Source organism: Leclercia sp. TB492 (genome assembly GCF_049974505.2).
Lineage (GTDB): Bacteria > Pseudomonadota > Gammaproteobacteria > Enterobacterales > Enterobacteriaceae > Enterobacter > Enterobacter adecarboxylatus_C.
The window spans coordinates 4,515,582-4,535,459 of record NZ_CM127572.1 but is presented as its reverse complement, the minus strand read 5'-3'; the positions used below and the strand labels follow the sequence as shown (position 1 = coordinate 4,535,459).

16 protein-coding genes and 4 tRNA genes are annotated in these 19,878 nt (G+C 56.4%); 17 read left to right on the top strand and 3 right to left on the bottom strand.

Features of this window, described 5'->3' with window-relative positions; all coding sequences use genetic code 11:
• Positions 1–44: 44 nt before the first annotated feature.
• A complete protein-coding gene (gene gppA / locus ACP4QI_RS21555) occupies positions 45–1,529 on the bottom strand; it encodes a guanosine-5'-triphosphate,3'-diphosphate diphosphatase (protein WP_426496005.1) in 1,485 nt (494 codons plus the stop codon).
• Positions 1,530–1,534: 5 nt separating this feature from the next.
• On the bottom strand, positions 1,535–2,800 hold the full coding sequence (gene rhlB / locus ACP4QI_RS21550; RefSeq protein WP_142487534.1) for an ATP-dependent RNA helicase RhlB: 1,266 nt from the start codon (positions 2,798–2,800) through the stop codon (positions 1,535–1,537).
• A gap of 144 nt (positions 2,801–2,944) precedes the next feature.
• On the opposite strand from rhlB, the gene trxA reads away from it, so the two are divergent.
• The 17 genes from trxA to ACP4QI_RS21465 all read left to right on the top strand — a co-directional run bounded on the left by trxA (position 2,945) and on the right by ACP4QI_RS21465 (position 18,164).
• Entirely contained in the window at positions 2,945–3,274 is a 330-nt protein-coding gene (gene trxA / locus ACP4QI_RS21545; protein WP_006179218.1) for a thioredoxin TrxA, read from the top strand.
• Between the two features lie 336 nt (positions 3,275–3,610).
• Positions 3,611–4,870 (top strand): transcription termination factor Rho, encoded by a 1,260-nt coding sequence (rho, locus tag ACP4QI_RS21540; RefSeq protein WP_001054528.1) that lies wholly within the window; start codon positions 3,611–3,613, stop codon positions 4,868–4,870.
• A 241-nt stretch (positions 4,871–5,111) separates the two neighbouring features.
• Entirely contained in the window at positions 5,112–6,212 is a 1,101-nt protein-coding gene (wecA, locus tag ACP4QI_RS21535) for a UDP-N-acetylglucosamine--undecaprenyl-phosphate N-acetylglucosaminephosphotransferase (RefSeq protein WP_285112568.1), read from the top strand.
• Positions 6,213–6,224: 12 nt separating this feature from the next.
• The gene (gene wzzE / locus ACP4QI_RS21530; protein WP_142487532.1) at positions 6,225–7,271 is read left to right on the top strand and encodes an ECA polysaccharide chain length modulation protein; all 1,047 of its coding nucleotides are present in this window, start codon (positions 6,225–6,227) and stop codon (positions 7,269–7,271) included.
• A gap of 57 nt (positions 7,272–7,328) precedes the next feature.
• Positions 7,329–8,459 (top strand): non-hydrolyzing UDP-N-acetylglucosamine 2-epimerase, encoded by a 1,131-nt coding sequence (gene wecB / locus ACP4QI_RS21525; protein WP_285112570.1) that lies wholly within the window; start codon positions 7,329–7,331, stop codon positions 8,457–8,459.
• The gene (gene wecC, locus ACP4QI_RS21520; protein WP_285129268.1) at positions 8,456–9,718 is read left to right on the top strand and encodes a UDP-N-acetyl-D-mannosamine dehydrogenase; all 1,263 of its coding nucleotides are present in this window, start codon (positions 8,456–8,458) and stop codon (positions 9,716–9,718) included. The genes wecB and wecC overlap by 4 nt, the downstream gene beginning before the upstream one ends.
• On the top strand, positions 9,715–10,392 hold the full coding sequence (gene rffC / locus ACP4QI_RS21515) for a dTDP-4-amino-4,6-dideoxy-D-galactose acyltransferase (RefSeq protein WP_426496004.1): 678 nt from the start codon (positions 9,715–9,717) through the stop codon (positions 10,390–10,392). The genes wecC and rffC overlap by 4 nt, the downstream gene beginning before the upstream one ends.
• 4 nt (positions 10,393–10,396) lie before the next feature.
• The gene (gene rffA / locus ACP4QI_RS21510; RefSeq protein WP_285112572.1) at positions 10,397–11,527 is read left to right on the top strand and encodes a dTDP-4-amino-4,6-dideoxygalactose transaminase; all 1,131 of its coding nucleotides are present in this window, start codon (positions 10,397–10,399) and stop codon (positions 11,525–11,527) included.
• A gap of 1 nt (position 11,528) precedes the next feature.
• Complete coding sequence (gene wzxE, locus ACP4QI_RS21505; protein WP_307763968.1) at positions 11,529–12,779, top strand: lipid III flippase WzxE; 1,251 nt, start codon at positions 11,529–11,531, stop codon at positions 12,777–12,779.
• Positions 12,776–13,855, top strand: coding sequence for a TDP-N-acetylfucosamine:lipid II N-acetylfucosaminyltransferase (locus tag ACP4QI_RS21500; RefSeq protein ID WP_426496003.1), 1,080 nt, complete (start codon positions 12,776–12,778; stop codon positions 13,853–13,855). Before wzxE ends, ACP4QI_RS21500 begins: the two co-directional genes overlap by 4 nt.
• Positions 13,852–15,204, top strand: a complete 1,353-nt coding sequence (wzyE, locus tag ACP4QI_RS21495; RefSeq protein WP_426496002.1) for an ECA oligosaccharide polymerase — start codon at positions 13,852–13,854, stop codon at positions 15,202–15,204. The genes ACP4QI_RS21500 and wzyE overlap by 4 nt, the downstream gene beginning before the upstream one ends.
• Positions 15,205–15,216: 12 nt before the next feature.
• Positions 15,217–15,957: a lipopolysaccharide N-acetylmannosaminouronosyltransferase gene (wecG, locus tag ACP4QI_RS21490; protein ID WP_285112574.1), complete on the top strand. Its 741-nt coding sequence runs from the start codon at positions 15,217–15,219 to the stop codon at positions 15,955–15,957.
• A 267-nt stretch (positions 15,958–16,224) separates the two neighbouring features.
• A complete protein-coding gene (gene thrP / locus ACP4QI_RS21485; RefSeq protein WP_426496001.1) occupies positions 16,225–17,607 on the top strand; it encodes a bifunctional threonine/serine APC transporter ThrP in 1,383 nt (460 codons plus the stop codon).
• Positions 17,608–17,712: 105 nt separating this feature from the next.
• Positions 17,713–17,789: transfer RNA gene (locus ACP4QI_RS21480), tRNA-Arg, on the top strand.
• A gap of 72 nt (positions 17,790–17,861) precedes the next feature.
• Positions 17,862–17,937, top strand: a tRNA-His gene (locus ACP4QI_RS21475).
• A gap of 21 nt (positions 17,938–17,958) precedes the next feature.
• Positions 17,959–18,044: transfer RNA gene (locus tag ACP4QI_RS21470), tRNA-Leu, on the top strand.
• A 43-nt stretch (positions 18,045–18,087) separates the two neighbouring features.
• Positions 18,088–18,164 (top strand) — tRNA-Pro (locus ACP4QI_RS21465).
• A gap of 501 nt (positions 18,165–18,665) precedes the next feature.
• Here ACP4QI_RS21465 and ACP4QI_RS21460 read toward each other — a convergent pair.
• Positions 18,666–19,871: an MFS transporter gene (locus ACP4QI_RS21460; RefSeq protein ID WP_426496000.1), complete on the bottom strand. Its 1,206-nt coding sequence runs from the start codon at positions 19,869–19,871 to the stop codon at positions 18,666–18,668.
• Positions 19,872–19,878 lie beyond the last annotated feature (7 nt).

Here is a 19,878-nt window from a genome sequence, read left to right as displayed (position 1 = left end):
TTGAGGGCCCGGTAGGCGTCGCGCCGCCGGGCGTTTAATCGGGGTTATTGTGCTTCAAGTACCCAGTGCACATAACTCTGCCACTGACACTCCTGCACCAGCATTTCTGCTCCCAGCGGATGGCTATCCAGCCATTTTTCCGGCAAATTCAACGTCAGCTTTTCGCCTTCCGCCATCAACGTCATGGCGGGCAGCAAATCGTCGCGCCGACGGCTGGCAAAGAGGATCGCCAGACGCAGCAGGCGGCAGAGATGCTCCGCCACGCGCGGCGGCACCGCATTTTGCTGGTGGAGCGAAGAGAGATCGACGGGATTGGTCTGGTTTAACAGCAACGTGGCCAGCAGCTTTTTCTGCGCCGGGGTATAACCGGGCAGATCGAGATTGCGTACCAGGTAGGCGGCATGCAGCGGTGCCTGTTTGAAATCGACGCTCAGGCCGATCTCATGCAGCTGACAGGCACTCACCAGCAGCTCGCGGCTGACAGGCTCAAGATGCCACTCGCTTTCAACCTGATCGAGGAAACTGACCGCCAGGTTCGCGACCCGATGCGCCTGTTCGATATCCACCATAAACCGGCGCTGAATATTGCGCAGCGTATGGTTGCGAATGTCCTGATCGACGGCCAGATGCAGCATGCCGTAGACCAGCCCTTCCCGTAGCGCACCGCCCGCAAGGGTCATGCACTGAATATTCAGTTCGGTGAAAATGGCAATCAGGATCGCCAGCCCGCTTGGGAACACCAGGGCACGCTCAAGGGTCAGCCCTTCAATTTCGAGCTCTTCCAGACGACCACAGTGGATTGCGCGCTGCTTTAACTGCTGCAGTTTCGCCAGCGTAATACGCTCATCCATCCCCTGCGCCATCATGATTTCCTGCAGCGCCTGGACGGTGCCGGACGCGCCAACGCAGACCTTCCAGCCGTGATAACGCAGCTCATCCGCCACCGGACGCAGTACCTCGCGGGCGGCTTTTTCCGCGTCATCGAAGTTCTCTTGCGCCAGATTGCGATCGGTAAAGTAGCGTTCAAGCCAGGTGACACAGCCCATCGACAGGCTATTCAGGGAGGTTGCCTGCGCACCGATACCGGTGACCAGCTCAGTGCTTGCACCGCCGATATCCACCACCAGACGACGTTCATCGCCGCCTGTGGTATGCGCCACGCCCTGATAAATCAGACGGGCTTCTTCTTCACCGCTAATCACCTGTACCGGGCAGCCGAGGATTGCCTGCGCGGTAGCAATAAACTCCCCGGCATTCACCGCCAGACGCAGGGTTGCGGTGGCGACAACACGGATTTGCTGGGGGGGAATATCCTGCAGGCGTTCGGCAAAGAGACGCAGGCATTGCCAGCCGCGCTCCATGGCTTCAGGAGAGAGATGATTATCCGCACTCAGGCCCGCCGCGAGACGGACCTTGCGCTTAATACGCGTCAGCGTCTGTATACTTCCCGCCACCTCGCGTACAACCAGCATATGAAAACTATTCGAACCTAAATCAATAGCTGCATAGAGCGAGGTGGACCGGAGCATAGTTTTTAGCCTGAACGACGACGATTACGCGGGGCGCTGTTACGGCGCGGGCCATTGCCGGAACGGGCGCGGGTCAGGCGCTTCGCCGGCGGCAGTTCGCTTAACAGCGCTTCCGGGTTGTATTTACTCTGCGGAATTGAGTGGCCGATATAGGTTTCAATCGCCGGCAGGTTCAGCGCATACTCTTCGCAGGCAAGGCTGATGGAGTGACCGCTGGCGCCCGCACGACCGGTACGGCCGATACGGTGAACGTAATCTTCGCAATCGTCCGGCAGATCGTAGTTAAAGACATGGGTGACCGCCGGGATATGCAGACCACGTGCGGCCACGTCCGTTGCCACCAGAATATCCAGATCGCCACGAGTGAAATCCTCGAGAATGCGCAGTCGTTTTTTCTGCGCCACATCACCGGTCAACAGACCCACACGATGCCCATCCGCAGCCAGATGGCCCCAGATATCTTCACAGCGGTGTTTGGTGTTAGCGAATACGATGGCGCGATCCGGCCACTCTTCTTCAATCAGCGTTTGCAGTAAACGCATTTTTTCTTCGTTAGACGGGTAGAAGAGCTCTTCTTTAATACGGTGGCCGGTTTTCTGTTCCGGCTCCACTTCGACGTATTCAGCGTTGTTCATTTGTTCGAACGCCAGCTCACGGACGCGATAAGACAGCGTAGCTGAGAACAGCATGTTCAGGCGCTGGTTAGCGGCAGGCATACGACGGAACAGCCAGCGGATATCTTTAATAAAGCCCAGATCGTACATACGATCGGCTTCATCCAGCACCACAACCTGGATAGCGCCGAGGTTAATGTGGTTCTGTTTTGCATAATCGATCAGACGGCCAGTGGTGCCAATCAGAATATCGACGCCGCTTTCCAGCACTTTCAGCTGTTTGTCGTAACCGTCACCGCCGTAGGCCAGGCCGAGCTTCAGACCGGTGGCCTGTGCCAGCGGTTCTGCGTCAGCGTGGATCTGTACCGCCAGTTCTCGCGTCGGGGCCATGATCAGCGCGCGCGGCTGGTTAACTTTGCGGTCAGCAATTGCCGGGTGAGTCAGTAAATAATGAAACGTTGACGTTAAAAACGCCATCGTTTTGCCGGTACCGGTTTGCGCCTGCCCTGCAACATCGCGACCTGCCAGCGTTAGCGGGAGGGCGAGAGCCTGAATGGGCGTGCAGTTATGAAACCCTTTATTTTCAAGGGCTTCGATCACTTTTGGGTGCAGGGCGAAGTCGGAAAACTTCTGTTCTGTTAAATGTGTTTTGCTCATAGTGTGGTAGAATATCAGCTATCTATTGCTTTACGAAAGCGTATCCGGTGAAATAAAGTCAACCTTTAGTTGGTTAATGCTACATCAACAGGTCGTTGATGGAAGCGAGATCAACGCACCAGGCTTATTCCTGTGGAGTTATATATGAGCGATAAAATTATTCACCTGACTGACGACAGTTTTGACACGGACGTACTTAAAGCTGACGGGCTGATCCTCGTCGATTTCTGGGCTGAATGGTGTGGTCCTTGCAAAATGATCGCCCCGATTCTGGATGAGATCGCTGACGAATATCAGGGCAAACTGACCGTAGCGAAACTGAACATCGACCAGAACCCGGGCACCGCACCTAAGTATGGCATTCGTGGTATCCCAACCCTGCTGCTGTTCAAAAACGGTGAAGTTGCGGCGACCAAAGTGGGCGCGCTGTCCAAAGGTCAACTGAAAGAGTTCCTGGACGCCAACCTGGCGTAAGGTTCTCGGCTGTGCGTCCAGGGTTTCTAAATTGTTTGGATCTCTGGACGCCCGGCTAGAGTCGTGCTAAGTTAGCTATGACTTCGTTTTAAACATACCTTGTTGTTTGAATCTTGTTTTACCCGATACTTCCCGTTGTTGACATAAACAGTGCGTGAAGTGGATAGATTCCGGGCTTGTCACTCAATCCGTCTTGTCGTTTCAGTTCTGTGCTTTCCCTGTGACCAGACAGCGAACAGACATGAGTTGATGGCCGCTAACAGGCATGGATGACCCTGCCATACCATTCACAAATTAAGTTCGAGTATCACCCCGAGTTTAAGAACCCACACCATTATGAATCTTACCGAATTAAAGAATACGCCGGTTTCTGAGCTGATCACTCTCGGCGAAAATATGGGACTGGAAAACCAGGCTCGTATGCGCAAGCAGGACATCATTTTTGCCATCCTGAAGCAGCACGCAAAGAGTGGCGAAGATATCTTTGGCGACGGTGTGCTGGAGATATTGCAGGACGGATTTGGTTTCCTCCGCTCTGCAGACAGCTCCTACCTCGCCGGTCCTGATGATATCTACGTTTCCCCCAGCCAAATCCGCCGTTTCAACCTCCGCACTGGTGACACCATTTCAGGTAAGATTCGTCCTCCTAAAGAGGGTGAACGCTACTTTGCGCTGTTGAAAGTTAATGAAGTTAACTACGACAAACCAGAAAACTCGCGCAATAAGATCCTGTTTGAAAACTTAACGCCGCTGCACGCGAACTCTCGCCTGCGCATGGAACGTGGTAACGGTTCTACCGAAGACTTAACCGCTCGCGTTCTGGATCTGGCGTCTCCGATTGGTCGTGGCCAGCGTGGCCTGATTGTGGCACCGCCGAAAGCCGGTAAAACCATGCTGCTGCAGAACATCGCCCAGAGCATCGCTTACAACCACCCAGACTGCGTGCTGATGGTACTGCTGATTGACGAACGGCCGGAAGAAGTGACCGAGATGCAGCGCCTGGTGAAAGGTGAGGTTGTAGCCTCTACCTTTGACGAACCGGCATCCCGTCACGTTCAGGTTGCGGAAATGGTTATCGAGAAGGCGAAGCGTCTGGTTGAGCATAAAAAAGACGTTATCATCCTCCTCGACTCCATCACCCGTCTGGCGCGTGCCTACAACACCGTGGTTCCGGCTTCCGGTAAAGTACTGACCGGTGGTGTGGATGCCAACGCCCTGCACCGTCCGAAGCGTTTCTTCGGTGCTGCGCGTAACGTGGAAGAGGGCGGAAGCCTGACCATCATCGCAACCGCGCTGATCGACACCGGTTCGAAGATGGATGAAGTTATTTACGAAGAGTTTAAAGGTACAGGCAACATGGAACTGCACCTCTCTCGTAAAATCGCTGAAAAGCGCGTCTTCCCGGCTATCGACTATAACCGTTCCGGTACCCGTAAAGAAGAGCTGCTCACCACTCAGGAAGAGCTGCAGAAAATGTGGATCCTGCGCAAAATTATCCATCCAATGGGTGAAATCGACGCGATGGAGTTCCTCATTAACAAACTGGCGATGACCAAAACTAACGACGATTTCTTCGATATGATGAAGCGCTCGTAAAGGAAATAAAGCGTCGAAACGCCACGTTTTTACGTGGCGTTTTTCTTTTGTGGCTTATACGCTGTAACTGTGTGCTGTCCAATTATCTCTGCCGGAGACGAAAATGGGAATGTTCGTCAAAGCAGAAAAGTAATTGTCTGAAAAATAAACAAAGGGACTTGGGTGAGGCCTGCTTTTTCCTTCTGGAGCCGAGCCTTCAAGGTTATACTTCCGGGATTAACATTTGTTGAGAGTATCCATAGTGAATCTACTCACCGCGGTGACTGAGCTAATCAGTATTTTTCTTTTCACCACCTGCTTTTTATTTCTCGCCCGCAAGGCGGCGAAGAGAGTGGGTCTGGTGGATAAGCCCAACTATCGTAAACGCCATCAAGGCTTGATTCCGCTGGTTGGCGGAATCTCTGTTTATGCGGGCATCTGTTTCACCTTCAGTATTGCGGATTACTATATCCCGCATGCGGCGCTCTATCTGGCGTGTGCCGGCGTGCTGGTTTTGGTGGGGGCGCTGGACGACAGGTTTGATATTAGCGTGAAATTCCGCGCTGCGGTTCAGGCGGCCATCGGCGTCATCATGATGGTGGTTGGGAAACTCTACCTCAGCAGCCTCGGCTATATTTTCGGTACCTGGGAGATGGTACTGGGGCCGTTCGGCTACTTCCTGACGCTGTTTGCCGTGTGGGCGGCGATTAACGCCTTTAACATGGTGGACGGCATCGACGGCCTGCTGGGGGGGCTCTCCAGCGTTTCGTTCGCCGCAATCGGCATCATCCTGTGGTTCGACGGTCAGTACAGCCTGTCGATGTGGTGCTTTGCGATGATTGCCGCCATTCTGCCATATATCCTCCTTAACCTTGGCGTCCTGGGCCGTCGCTACAAAGTCTTTATGGGCGATGCCGGGAGTACGCTGATTGGTTTTACCGTTATCTGGATCCTGCTGGAAACCACTCAGGGGAATACCCATCCGATCAGTCCGGTAACAGCCCTGTGGATTATTGCCATTCCGCTGATGGATATGGTGGCGATTATGTATCGCCGTCTGCGCAAAGGGATGAGCCCGTTCTCGCCAGATCGTCAACATATTCACCATCTGATTATGCGCGCCGGCTTCACCTCGCGTCAGGCGTTTGTCTTAATCACCCTCGCCGCTGCGCTGCTGGCCAGCATTGGTGTCGCCGCAGAATATGCACATTTCATCCCTGAATGGGTAATGTTGGTATTGTTCTTGCTAGCATTTTTCCTGTACGGCTATTGTATAAAGCGCGCATGGAAAGTGGCGCGCTTTATTAAACGCGTAAAACGCCGAATGCGTCGAAATGGCAATAACCCAACTTTAACCAAGTAAATCGGGACTGTAATGACTCAACCGTTGGCGGGAGCAAAATCAGTGGTAACTGAGAATGAGCTGGATGTTCGTGGCTTGTTCCGCGTGTTATGGGCGGGCAAGTTTTGGATTGCAGGTATTGCGCTGGGCTTTGCACTTATCGCACTGGCGTATACCTTTTTCGCCCGACAGGAGTGGAGCGCGACGGCCATTACCGATCGTCCGACGGTGAACATGCTCGGGGGCTTCTACTCTCAGCAACAGTTTCTGCGTAACCTGGATGTGAAAGCAAATCCAGCCTCCGCCGAGCAGCCCTCGGTGATGGACGAGTCGTACAAAGAGTTCATTATGCAGCTCGCCTCCTGGGATACGCGCCGTGATTTCTGGAACCAGACCGACTATTTCAAACAGCGGATGGTGGGCAACAGCAAGGCGGATGCCGCCCTGCTGGACGAACTGATCAACAATATTCAGTTCATGGCGGGCGACCCGCTGCGCAACATTAACGACAGCGTCAAACTGATCGCGGAAACCGCGCCGGATGCCAACAATCTGCTGCGTCAGTATGTCGCTTTCGCCAGCCAGCGAGCGGCAAGTCATCTGAATGATGAGCTGAAAGGGGCCTGGGCAGCGCGTACCGTGCAGATGAAAGCGCAGGTCAAACGTCAGGAAGAGGTGGCGAAAGCGATCTTTAATCGCCGGGTTCATAATATTGAGCAAGCGCTGAAGATTGCGGAGAAGAGCAATATCTCCCGCAGCGAAACCGACGTGCCGGCCGACGAACTGCCAGATTCTGAAATGTTCCTGCTGGGCCGCCCAATGCTGCAGGCGCGCCTGGAAAACCTGCAGGCCGTAGGTCCGGATGTTGACCTCGACTACGATCAAAACCGCGCCATGCTCACAACCCTCAACGTAGGTCCGACACTGGACCCACGTTTTCAGACCTATCGTTATTTGCGAACACCTGAAGAACCTGTAAAACGCGATAGTCCACGTCGCGCATTCCTGATGATTATGTGGGGGATTGTGGGTGCTTTAATTGGCGCAGGCGTGGCATTAACCCGTCGTCGCAAAATTTAAGAACGCCATCTACGATGAAGGCTTATGGCCTTCATCGCTTAATCGAAGAGAATCGATGTGAAAGTACTAACCGTCTTTGGTACGAGGCCGGAAGCCATCAAGATGGCGCCTCTGGTTCATGCGCTGGCAAGCGACCCTTATTTTGAGGCGAAAGTTTGCGTTACCGCACAGCATCGGGAGATGCTGGATCAGGTCCTTAACCTCTTTTCTATTGTTCCCGATTACGACCTCAATATTATGAAGCCGGGGCAAGGATTAACCGAAATTACCTGCCGTATTCTGGAAGGGTTAAAACCCATTCTGGAGTCGTTCAGGCCTGATGTCGTGCTGGTGCACGGTGATACCACTACCACCATCGCCACCAGCCTGGCGGCGTTCTATCAGCGTATTCCAGTGGGGCATGTCGAAGCGGGATTGCGTACTGGCGATCTTTACTCTCCCTGGCCTGAAGAGGCGAACCGTACCCTGACCGGGCATCTGGCGATGTATCACTTCGCACCGACGGAGAACTCCCGTCAGAACCTGCTGCGCGAGAACATAAAAGACCAGCATATCTTTGTCACCGGCAACACGGTGATCGACGCGCTGATCTGGGTGCGTGACCGGGTGCTGGCGAGTGACACCCTGCGTGGGGAGCTGGCCGAGCAGTATCCGTTCCTGGCCAATGGTAAAAAGATGATCCTGGTGACCGGACACCGTCGGGAAAGCTTTGGTCAGGGATTCGAGCAAATCTGCCATGCGCTGGCGGAAATCGCTGCACTTAATGAAGATGTGCAGATCGTCTATCCGGTGCACCTGAATCCCAACGTCAGTGAACCGGTCAACCGCATCCTGGGGCACGTCAAAAACGTCATACTTATTGAGCCGCAGGACTATCTGCCTTTCGTCTGGCTGATGAACCACGCCTGGCTGATCCTGACCGACTCTGGCGGTATTCAGGAAGAGGCGCCTTCATTGGGCAAACCGGTGCTGGTAATGCGTGAGACCACCGAGCGCCCGGAAGCGGTCAAAGCCGGAACCGTGCGGCTGGTGGGCACCGATTCGCGACTGATCGTGGAAGAGGTGACGCGCCTGCTGCACGACGATAAAGAGTATCAGACCATGAGCCGGGCCCATAATCCCTATGGTGATGGCCAGGCCTGTGACCGTATTTTGCACGCACTTAAACATAATCGGGTATCGCTATGAGTTTTACGACCATTTCTGTCATTGGGCTTGGCTACATTGGGCTGCCAACGGCGGCGGCATTTGCCTCCCGTCAAAAACAGGTCGTAGGTGTGGACATCAACCAGCATGCGGTTGCGACGATCAACAAGGGTGAAATTCACATTGTTGAACCGGATCTCGACAAGGTAGTGAAAACGGCCGTTGAGGGAGGGTACCTGAAGGCCAGCACCACGCCGGTAGTCGCCGATGCTTACCTGATTGCCGTGCCGACGCCGTTCAAAGGCGAGCATGAGCCGGATATGGCGTATGTCGAAGCGGCAGCAAAATCCATCGCGCCGGTGCTGAAAAAAGGCGCCCTGGTGATCCTGGAGTCGACCTCCCCGGTGGGTGCCACCGAGCAGATGGCACAGTGGCTGGCCGAGGCGCGCCCGGATCTTACCTTCCCGCAGCAGGCGGGCGAGCGGGCGGATATCAACGTCGCCTACTGTCCGGAGCGCGTGCTGCCGGGGCAGGTGATGGTCGAACTGATTAAAAACGATCGTGTTATTGGCGGGATGACGCCGGTCTGTTCCGCCCGCGCCAGCGAGCTCTATAACATCTTCCTGGAAGGTGAGTGCGTCGTCACCAACTCCCGTACCGCCGAGATGTGCAAGCTGACGGAAAACAGCTTCCGCGACGTCAATATCGCGTTTGCCAATGAGTTATCGCTGATTTGCGCCGATCAGGGGATCAACGTCTGGGAATTGATTCGTCTGGCGAACCGCCATCCGCGCGTCAATATCCTGCAACCCGGCCCGGGCGTAGGCGGTCACTGTATCGCGGTCGACCCGTGGTTTATCGTGGCGCAGAACCCGCAGCAGGCGCGTCTGATCCGTACGGCCCGCGAAGTGAACGACAGCAAACCGCACTGGGTGCTGAACCAGGTGAAGGCCACGGTGGCGGATTACCTGACGCAGAGCGGCAAGCGGGCAAATGAGGTGACTATCGCCTGTTTTGGTCTCGCCTTTAAGCCGAACATCGACGATCTGCGTGAAAGCCCTGCGATGGAAATTGCTGAGATGATTGCCGACTGGCACAGTGGCGAAACGCAGGTAGTGGAACCCAATATCCACGAGCTGCCGAAAAAGCTGGCCGGTCACTGCACCCTGACACGCGTTAATGATGCGCTGGCCACCGCCGATGTGCTGGTGCTGCTGGTGGATCACAGCGAGTTTAAAGCGATTCCGGGCGATGCCGTGCGTCAGGAATTTATCGTTGATACCAAAGGCGTATGGCGTTGAGTCAGCTGCGTGGTGCGTTACAGCCGCTGGACTGGGAAAGTCAGTTTTTTTCCCTGCCTACGGCCATTGTGCGCCTGTCTGATGACGCCCCGTTGCTGGCGGCCGACGATTTATCCGCCTGGCAACGCGTGCAGGCTAAAATTCCGGCCACCCGCACCGACTGGCTGGATGCACTCCAGCAGCAGGGCTTCAGGCTGGTTGAAGGCGAAGCCGATCTCGCGATCCAGGTGACTCAGCATGCCTGCCCAGGCGCTGAGATCGCTACCGAACATGATATTCCGGCGCTGCGCCAGCTGGCCGCGCAGGCGTTTGCCCTGAGCCGCTTTCGCGCGCCCTGGTACGCCCCGGACGACAGCGGTCGCTTCTATGCCCAGTGGATCGAAAATGCGGTAAAAGGCACCTTCGATCACCTCTGCCTGATATTCCGTGCACCGGATGGCGCCATCCTGGGCTTTGTCTCTCTGCGTAAACTGAATGACACCGACGCGCGTATCGGCCTGCTGGCCGGGCGCGGCATGGGCGAGCGGTTGATGCAGGCGGCGCTGTGCTGGGCCGGACAACAGCAGCTTTCCACATTGCGGGTGGCGACCCAGATGGGCAACACCGCCGCGCTTAAACGTTATATTGCAAGCGGCGGCAACATCGAAACGACCGCTTACTGGCTATACAGGTGACAAGATGATCCCATTTAATGCGCCTCCCGTGGTGGGCACCGAACTTGATTACATGCAGTCTGCGATGGGCAGCGGCAAACTGTGTGGCGATGGCGGCTATACTCGCCGTTGCCAGCAGTGGATGGAACAGCGTTTTCAGAGCGCGAAGGTGCTGCTCACGCCGTCCTGCACCGCCTCGCTGGAGATGGCGGCGCTATTGCTGGATATCGGTCCTGGCGATGAAGTGATCATGCCGAGCTACACCTTTGTCTCGACCGCTAACGCCTTCGTGCTGCGTGGAGCGAAAATCATCTTCGTGGATATCCGTCCGGACACCATGAACATCGACGAGACGCTGATTGAAGCGGCGATCACCGACAAGACCCGTGCCATCGTGCCGGTACACTATGCCGGCGTGGCGTGCGAGATGGACACCATCATGGCGATCGCCAAAAAGCACAACCTGTATGTGGTGGAAGATGCCGCGCAGGGGGTGATGTCCACCTACAAAGGCCGCGCGCTGGGCACTATCGGTCATATTGGTTGCTTCAGCTTTCACGAAACCAAAAACTACACCGCAGGCGGTGAGGGCGGTGCGACCCTGATTAACGATCGCGCCCTGGTGGAGCGCGCAGAGATCATCCGTGAGAAAGGCACCAACCGTAGCCAGTTCTTCCGCGGACAGGTGGATAAGTACACCTGGCGCGATATCGGCTCCAGCTACCTGATGGCGGATCTGCAGGCGGCATACCTGTGGGCCCAGCTGGAAGCGGCAGACCGCATCAACCAGCAGCGCCTGGCGCTGTGGCAGACCTATTACGATGCGCTGGCCCCGCTGGCGCGAAAAGGCCGTATTGAGCTGCCAACCATCCCGGCGGACTGCGTGCATAACGCGCATATGTTCTACATCAAGCTGCGGGATAACGACGATCGCAGCGAGCTGATCGCATACCTGAAAGAGGCCGAGATCCTGGCGGTGTTCCACTATATTCCGCTGCACTCCAGCCCGGCAGGGGAAGCCTTTGGCCAATTCGTGGGTGACGATCGCTTCACCACCAAAGAAAGTGAGCGGTTACTCCGCTTACCGCTGTTCTACAACCTCGCTGCAGTCAACCAGCGCACGGTCATTAATACCCTTCTGAGTTATTTCGGCTGATATGTCTCTGGCGAAAGCATCGGTGTGGACCGCCGCGTCCACACTCGTCAAGATCGGCACGGGCCTGTTAGTCGTCAAACTGCTGGCCGTCTCATTTGGCCCGGCGGGCGTTGGGCAGGCGGGGAACTTCCGTCAGCTGGTCACCGTGCTGGGCGTGCTGGCCGGGGCGGGTATCTTCAACGGCGTGACTAAGTACGTGGCGCAATATCATGATGATAAGGCGCAATTACGTACGGTGGTCGGGACCTCATCCGCGATGGTGCTGGGCTTTTCCACCCTGCTGGCGGTGATCTTTTTACTGGCAGCCGCGCCCATCAGCCAGGGGCTGTTTGGTCATACGGGCTATCAGGGCCTGGTGCGGCTGGTGGCGCTGGTGCAGATGGGTATCGCCTGGGCTAACCTGCTGCTGGCGCTGATGAAGGGCTTCCGCGATGCCGCCGGCAATGCGCTGGCGCTGATCGTCGGCAGCGTGATTGGGGTTGTCGCCTATTACGCCTGTTATCGTCTCGGCGGCTACGAAGGCGCGCTGCTGGGGCTGGCGCTGGTGCCAGCGCTGGTGGTGATCCCGGCGGCTATCATGCTGATGCGCAGAGGTACTGTCCCGCTGCACTATCTTAAGCCGCAATGGGACAAGATCCTTGCGGGACAGCTGGGCAAATTTACCCTGATGGCGCTTATCACCTCGGTCACTCTGCCGGTAGCCTATGTGATGATGCGAAATCTGCTGGCGGCGCACTACAGCTGGGATGAGGTGGGGATCTGGCAAGGCGTCAGCAGCATCTCCGATGCCTACCTGCAGTTCATTACCGCCTCTTTTAGCGTCTACCTGCTGCCAACCCTGTCGCGTCTGACGGGGCGTCAGGAGATCACCCGCGAGATACTCCGTTCCCTGCGCTTCGTCTTGCCGGCGGTGGCTATCGCCAGTTTTACCGTCTGGTTGCTGCGCGATGTCGCCATCTGGCTGCTGTTCTCCGCTAAATTTACCGCGATGCGCGATCTGTTTGCCTGGCAGCTGGTGGGGGATGTGCTGAAAGTAGGCGCTTACGTCTTTGGCTATCTGGTGATCGCCAAAGCCTCGCTGCGGCTCTATATTCTCGCGGAAATCAGCCAGTTCACCCTGCTGACGGCATTCTCGCACTGGCTGATCCCCACGCATGGCGCACTGGGGGCGGCCCAGGCCTACATGGCCACCTATATTGTCTATTTTGCTGCCTGTTGCGGCGTCTTTTTACTTTGGCATAAACGCGCATGACTGCACTGATTCACGTCCTGGGATCGGATATCCCACACCATAACCAGACCGTACTGCGGTTCTTTAACGATGAGCTGGCACCCGGCAGCGCCCTGGCGCGCGAATTTATGGTAGTAGGGAAGGATACCGGCCTGAGCGCCGCCTGCCCGGCACTGCAGCTGACTTTCTGGCCGGATAAAGCGTCGCTTGCCAACGCGGTGATCGCCAGAGCCAAAGCGGATCGCCAGCAGCGTTTCTTTTTCCACGGTCAGTTCAATACCGGCCTGTGGCTGGCGCTACTGAGTGGGGGCATCAAGCCCGCGCAGTTTAACTGGCATATCTGGGGGGCAGATCTGTATGAAGTCTCCCAGGGCTGGAAATTCCGTCTTTTCTATCCGCTGCGTCGCATGGCGCAGGGGCGGGTGGGCTGCATCTTTGCCACCCGCGGCGATCTGAACTATTTCGCCCAACGTCATCCGAACGTCCGCGGCGAGCTGCTCTATTTTCCGACCCGCATGGATCCGTCCCTGAACGGGTTAGCCAGCGATGTGAAGCGCGAGGGGAAGCTGACGATTCTGGTGGGTAATTCCGGGGATCGCAGCAACGAACATATCGCGGCCCTGAAGGCGGTGCATCAGCAATTTGGCGATACGGTCAACGTGATCGTACCCATGGGCTATCCTGCTAATAACGCGGCGTACATCAATGAAGTTCGCCAGAGCGGGCTGGCGTTGTTCAGCCCGGAGAATCTGCAGATCCTCAGCGATAAGCTGGCCTTTGACGACTACCTGGCCCTGCTGCGCCAGTGCGATCTGGGTTACTTCATCTTCGCGCGCCAGCAGGGGATTGGCACGCTGTGTCTGCTGATCCAGGCGGGCGTGCCCTGCGTGCTCAATCGCGACAACCCGTTCTGGCAGGATATGGCGGAGCAGCACATTCCGGTGCTGTTCACCACGGACGACCTGAATGAAGAGGTGGTGCGCGAAGCGCAGCGACAGCTGACGCAGGTGGATAAAAACACCATCGATTTTTTCAGCCCGAACTACCTTACGCCGTGGCACAAGGCGCTGCGGATCGCCTCAGGGGAGAAAGCATGAGCCAGTTGCAATTTAGCGGCCTGTTGGTCATCTGGCTTCTGAGCGCGCTCTTTATCGCCACCCTGACCTGGTTCGAGTTTCGGCGGGTGCGCTTTAATTTCAACGTCTTTTTCTCGCTGCTGTTTCTGCTGACCTTTTACTTTGGCTTCCCGCTGACCAGCGTGCTGGTGTTCCGCTTCGACGTGGCCGTCGTACCGCCGGAGATCCTGATGCAGGCCCTGCTGTCGGCCACCTGTTTCTATGGGGTCTACTACGTCGCCTACAAGACGCGGCTGAAACCCGCCAGCTCTGGCGCTGAGCGACGACCGCTGTTTACCATGAACCGGGTCGAGACCCACCTGACCTGGGTGATGCTGATGGGGATCGCGCTAATTACCGTCGGCATCTTCTTCATGCACAACGGATTTTTGCTGTTTAAGCTGCACTCCTACAGCCAGATCTTCTCCAGCGAAGTCTCCGGGGTGGCGCTCAAGCGCTTCTTCTACTTCTTCATTCCGGCGATGCTGGTGGTCTATTTTCTGCGCCAGGATGCCCGGGCGTGGTTGTTTTTCCTGGTCAGCACCGTGGCGTTTGGCCTGCTGACCTACATGATTGTCGGCGGCACGCGCGCGAACATCATTATCGCCTTTGCCATCTTCCTGTTTATCGGCATCATTCGCGGCTGGATCTCGCTGTGGATGCTGGCTGCTGCAGGGGTGATGGGGATTGTCGGGATGTTCTGGCTGGCGCTGAAACGCTATGGCATGGACGTCAGCGGCGATGAGGCGTTTTACACCTTCCTGTACCTCACCCGGGATACCTTCTCGCCGTGGGAGAACCTGGCCCTGCTGCTGCAGAACTACGACAAAATCGACTTTCAGGGGCTGGCGCCCATCGTGCGCGATTTTTATGTCTTTATCCCCACCTGGCTGTGGCCGGACAGGCCGGGCGTGGTTCTGAACACCGCCAACTACTTTACCTGGGAAGTGCTTAACAACCACTCCGGTCTGGCGATCTCACCGACGCTGATCGGCTCGCTGGTGGTGATGGGCGGCGGCTGGTTTATCCTGCCGGGGGCGATCGCCGTAGGGCTGATTATCAAATGGTTCGACTGGCTCTATACGCTGGGCAATCAGGAGACCAATCGCTACAAGGCAGCGATTTTGCATAGTTTCTGTTTCGGTGCCATTTTCAATATGATCGTGCTGGCGCGAGAGGGGCTGGACTCGTTCGTCTCTCGCGTGGTCTTTTTCATGGTGGTTTTTGGCGCCTGTCTGCTGATGGCGAAGCTGCTGTACTGGCTGTTCGACAGCGCCGGGTTAGTACATAAGCGCGAGCCGGCAAGCGGCAGGGCGTTTTCGCGAGTCTGAGTAAGGATAATAATGACTGACAATACCTCTGCGCCGCTGTATGACCTGCGGGGCCTGAAGCTGATTGGCTGGCGTGATATGCAACATGCGCTGGACTATCTCTGCGCCAGTGACGGAATGAGAACCGGCACGCTGGTGGCCATTAACGCAGAAAAAATGCTTACCATTGAGGATAACGCCCAAGTACGCGATCTCATTGAGGCGGCAGAATTTAAATACGCTGACGGCATCAGCGTGGTGCGCTCCTTGCGTAAGAAATACCCGGATGCAGACATCTCCCGCGTGGCGGGGGCTGACCTCTGGGAAGCGCTGATGGCCCGGGCGGGCGCAGACGGCACGCCGGTGTTTCTCATTGGCGGCAAACCGGAGATTCTGGCGCAAACCGAGCAGAAGCTGCGTGACCAGTGGCAGGTGAATATCGTCGGTAGTCAGGACGGTTACTTCAGTGCCGATCAGCAGCAGGCGCTGTTTGCCCGCATTCGCGACAGCGGGGCGCAGATTGTCACCGTGGCGATGGGTTCCCCGCGTCAGGAGATCCTGATGCGCGACTGCCGTCAGGTCTACCCGGACGCGCTCTATATGGGCGCTGGTGGCACCTACGATGTCTTCACCGGCTGCGTAAAGCGTGCGCCAAAAGCCTGGCAGAATCTGGGGCTGGAGTGGCTGTATCGCCTGCTGTCACAGCCCAGCCGCATCACCCGCCAGCTGCGTCTGCTGCGTTATCTTGGCTGGCACTACTCCGGTCGACTTTAATCTGTGATTTGCAGCGCGATCTGCTGTTCGCGCTGCAACCTGCCTGCAAATCTGCTGCTTTTCTGTGCAATACATTCATTTTTTTAACGCATCGTTTGCCATTTTACAAAATTTAAGAAACCATTCCTCCCCGCACTACCGTACCAGGCTGTTTTTGCATCAACCGTTAACATAAACGGTCCATATCGCACAGCCCGTGATAGCACATCTGTACCTATAACAATAACCGGCCAAGGCCGGGAGAGTCGCAAGCACAACCGAGGATTTATGGCAGAGAAAAAACCGGAGCTTCAGCGTGGGCTGGAAGCTCGTCATATTGAACTTATCGCCCTGGGCGGGACGATTGGTGTAGGGCTATTTATGGGCTCCGCCAGCACCCTGAAATGGGCCGGGCCGTCGGTCCTGCTGGCGTATATCATCGCCGGGCTGTTCGTCTTCTTTATCATGCGCTCGATGGGCGAAATGCTGTTCCTCGAACCGGTTGCCGGTTCGTTCGCTGTCTACGCCCACCGCTACATGAGCCCGTTTTTTGGCTATTTAACGGCCTGGTCGTACTGGTTTATGTGGATGGCGGTCGGGATATCGGAGATTACCGCCATCGGGGTCTACGTGCAGTTCTGGTTCCCGGAGATGGCGCAGTGGATACCCGCGCTGATCGCCGTGGGGCTGGTGGCGCTGGCTAACCTCGCAGCCGTGCGCCTGTACGGTGAGATCGAGTTCTGGTTTGCGATGATCAAAGTCACCACCATCATCGTGATGATCGTCATCGGGGTGGGGGTGATCTTCTTCGGCTTTGGTAATGGCGGGCAGGCGATTGGCTTTGGCAACCTGACCGAGCACGGCGGGTTCTTTGCCGGAGGCTGGAAAGGTTTCCTGACCGCGCTCTGTATCGTAGTGGCCTCCTACCAGGGCGTTGAGCTGATCGGTATCACCGCCGGTGAAGCCAAAAATCCGCAGGTAACCCTGCGCAGCGCGGTAGGCAAAGTGCTGTGGCGCATTCTGATCTTCTACGTGGGCGCGATTTTTGTCATCGTCACCATCTTCCCGTGGAATGAGATTGGCACCACCGGCAGCCCGTTCGTGCTGACTTTCGCCAAAATCGGTATTACCGCGGCGGCAGGCATTATCAACTTTGTGGTGCTGACGGCGGCGCTCTCTGGCTGTAACAGCGGCATGTACAGCTGCGGGCGTATGCTTTATGCCCTGGCGAAAAACCGCCAGCTTCCGGCGGCGGTGGGCAAAGTTTCCCGCGCAGGGGTGCCGGTAGCGGGTGTAGCTATCTCGATTGCCATCCTGCTGGTGGGGTCGTGCCTGAATTACATCATCCCGAACCCGCAGCGTGTCTTCGTCTACGTGTACAGCGCCAGCGTGCTGCCGGGAATGGTGCCGTGGTTTGTGATCCTGATTAGCCAGCTGCGTTTCCGTCAGGCGCATAAAAAAGCGATTGCCAGCCATCCGTTCCGCTCCATTCTGTTCCCGTGGGCGAACTATCTGACCATGGCGTTCCTGATCTGTGTGCTCATCGGCATGTACTTCAATGAAGATACCCGCATGTCACTGTATGTCGGGATGATATTTATCGCTGCCGTGAGCCTGGGATATAAGCTTTTTGGCTTGGGACGGCACGTCGAAAAAGCAAAAACGCAGTAATATGCGGCAAAGTGCGCAAACTGTAAGCAAACGCGCATTTATTTTAAAAAAGCACTAGACAGCAGAGCGAGACCTCCGTAATATCCAGCCCCGCAACGGCGCTAAGCGCCCGTAGCTCAGCTGGATAGAGCGCTGCCCTCCGGAGGCAGAGGTCTCAGGTTCGAATCCTGTCGGGCGCACCATTTACCCGGTGCTGGAGCTGCGGTGGTCTGTTAAGTAGGCAGAACCGCGTGGAAGTAAAGTATTAAGTAGTGGTGGCTATAGCTCAGTTGGTAGAGCCCTGGATTGTGATTCCAGTTGTCGTGGGTTCGAATCCCATTAGCCACCCCATTATTTAAAGAGTTGTGAATTGCGAAGGTGGCGGAATTGGTAGACGCGCTAGCTTCAGGTGTTAGTGTCCTTAGGATGTGGGGGTTCGAGTCCCCCCCCTCGCACCACGACTTTTAATGAATTGAACTAAAAATTCAAAAAGCAGTACAACGGCGAGTAGCGCAGCTTGGTAGCGCAACTGGTTTGGGACCAGTGGGTCGGAGGTTCGAATCCTCTCTCGCCGACCAATTTTGAACCCCGCTTCGGCGGGGTTTTTTGTTTTCTGCTATTCCTGCCTCTGTTGCTTATCGCCGACAGCATTCCGCCAGCCTGTCGTGAATAAGTGACACTTAACCTTCTGATAAATAACAATATATTTCTTTCTGTTCCAGGATGTCGTTTTCAGGAGACACTTTGTCCGCGTTCGCGATACATTCTGCCCCTCTCGACCTGCCTGAATAGCATAATTTCCTTTTATCTTAAAAAGTTGGAGATCGGACAACTTCGGGATGCAAACCTGGCACGTTGCATGCAATAATACACATGTAGATGCTCATTCCATCTCTTATGTTCGCCTTAGCGCCTCATAAACCCCGGAATGATGCAGAGCCATTTACGGTGCTTATCGTCCACTGACAGATGTCGCTTCGGCCTCATCAAACACCATGGGCACAACGTTGAGTGAAGCACCACAAGTTGTCGAACAGACCTGTTTAACGCCTGCTTTTTAGCAGGCGTTTTTTTATGCCTTATCTGCCGTAGCGCCTCAGGGTCCCCACGACAATCAGCAAGGCACAGGCCGAAACGCCATACAGCGCCTGCAGCGGCCCCCATACGTCAGCAATCAGTGCCGTGAGGCAGGTAAAAATTGACGCACTGGCGGTTTGCCATCGCCACGCCCTGCCGCTGGCCGAAGAAACCTGGTCAGCCTGAAAGCTGCTCAGCAGGCTAAAAGTGCCCACCGCAAAAACGATATTTGAGGCCAGATGGGCGATAAATACTACCCCCAGCGCCTGCATCCCCGATAACAGGGGGATCGTTCCGTAAGCGAATAAAAAGAGGCCGAGGCAGGTCAGCAGGAGACGGTTTTGCCCGGCGTAGCGGGGCAGGCTCTCTCTCTTCAGCAGCAGCGGGCCGCACAGCTGCCCCAGGCTGCGGGCAAAGAGCAGGGGTAGAGCCAGCCCGGCAGCATCCTCCGGTTCGATCTGCTGCGCCAGCGCAGGCAGCAGCGCCATAGCGGGCGATCCCACGGCGGCGAGGGCGGGAAGCAGTAACAGGCTGCGTTTTTGCTGCGGGGCCAGCGCCTGCCAGTGCACTGCCACCGGTCTTTCGGTTTCTGCTGCCTGTCCAGGCGCCAGAGAAGGCAACGCGCTGCCGGCGAGGAGCAACATCAGCAAGGAACCCACAAAGGTGAGCGCGTCGAACCCAAGGAGTGTCAGGGCGGGCAACTGATGGAACAGCACCATACCCAGCCCGGTACCCAGCAGCACCTGCGACGCAAAAATCATCGTCTCCAGGCATGTCGCCGCGGGCAGCTCGGCTTCGGATAATCCCCGACGGAACAGCAGGGTCAGAGCCGGCCAGCTCATGCCCGCCAGAAAGGCCTCGGTGGACTGCACCGCCAGCAGCGCCACCATGCTGTGATACTGAATGCCCATCAGGGGAAACAGCAGGGCGAGCAGACCCAGCCACTCGGTCAGGACCAGCAGGCGGATGGGCGAAAAGCGCATACAGAGCCTCTCTCCAACGAGGCTGCCCACAAAGCCGGGTAGCATGGCAAACAGATATGCCAGGGTCAGTAAAGAGGCGGGAGCCTGCCAGTCCAGCAGCAGGCCAAAGACCATGACCTGGGTTAAGCCATTCCCCACAGAGGTAAAGAGAAAAGCGCAGGCCAGCAGGCGCAGCCAGCGATGGCTGCGGAGCGCGCGAAAAAGCGCGTACAAAAGCGTGTTCATGAAACGA

Excerpts from the sequence above, each read along its gene's own strand:
- gppA (WP_426496005.1), bottom strand. The coding sequence starts at position 1,529 with ATGCTCCGGTCCACCTCGCTCTATGCAGCTATTGATTTAGGTTCGAAT.
- rhlB (WP_142487534.1), bottom strand. The coding sequence starts at position 2,800 with ATGAGCAAAACACATTTAACAGAACAGAAGTTTTCCGACTTCGCCCTG.
- trxA (WP_006179218.1), top strand. The coding sequence starts at position 2,945 with ATGAGCGATAAAATTATTCACCTGACTGACGACAGTTTTGACACGGAC.
- rho (WP_001054528.1), top strand. The coding sequence starts at position 3,611 with ATGAATCTTACCGAATTAAAGAATACGCCGGTTTCTGAGCTGATCACT.
- wzzE (WP_142487532.1), top strand. The coding sequence starts at position 6,225 with ATGACTCAACCGTTGGCGGGAGCAAAATCAGTGGTAACTGAGAATGAG.
- wecC (WP_285129268.1), top strand. The coding sequence starts at position 8,456 with ATGAGTTTTACGACCATTTCTGTCATTGGGCTTGGCTACATTGGGCTG.
- rffA (WP_285112572.1), top strand. The coding sequence starts at position 10,397 with ATGATCCCATTTAATGCGCCTCCCGTGGTGGGCACCGAACTTGATTAC.
- wzxE (WP_307763968.1), top strand. The coding sequence starts at position 11,529 with ATGTCTCTGGCGAAAGCATCGGTGTGGACCGCCGCGTCCACACTCGTC.
- ACP4QI_RS21500 (WP_426496003.1), top strand. The coding sequence starts at position 12,776 with ATGACTGCACTGATTCACGTCCTGGGATCGGATATCCCACACCATAAC.
- wzyE (WP_426496002.1), top strand. The coding sequence starts at position 13,852 with ATGAGCCAGTTGCAATTTAGCGGCCTGTTGGTCATCTGGCTTCTGAGC.
- wecG (WP_285112574.1), top strand. The coding sequence starts at position 15,217 with ATGACTGACAATACCTCTGCGCCGCTGTATGACCTGCGGGGCCTGAAG.
- thrP (WP_426496001.1), top strand. The coding sequence starts at position 16,225 with ATGGCAGAGAAAAAACCGGAGCTTCAGCGTGGGCTGGAAGCTCGTCAT.
- ACP4QI_RS21460 (WP_426496000.1), bottom strand. The coding sequence starts at position 19,871 with ATGAACACGCTTTTGTACGCGCTTTTTCGCGCGCTCCGCAGCCATCGC.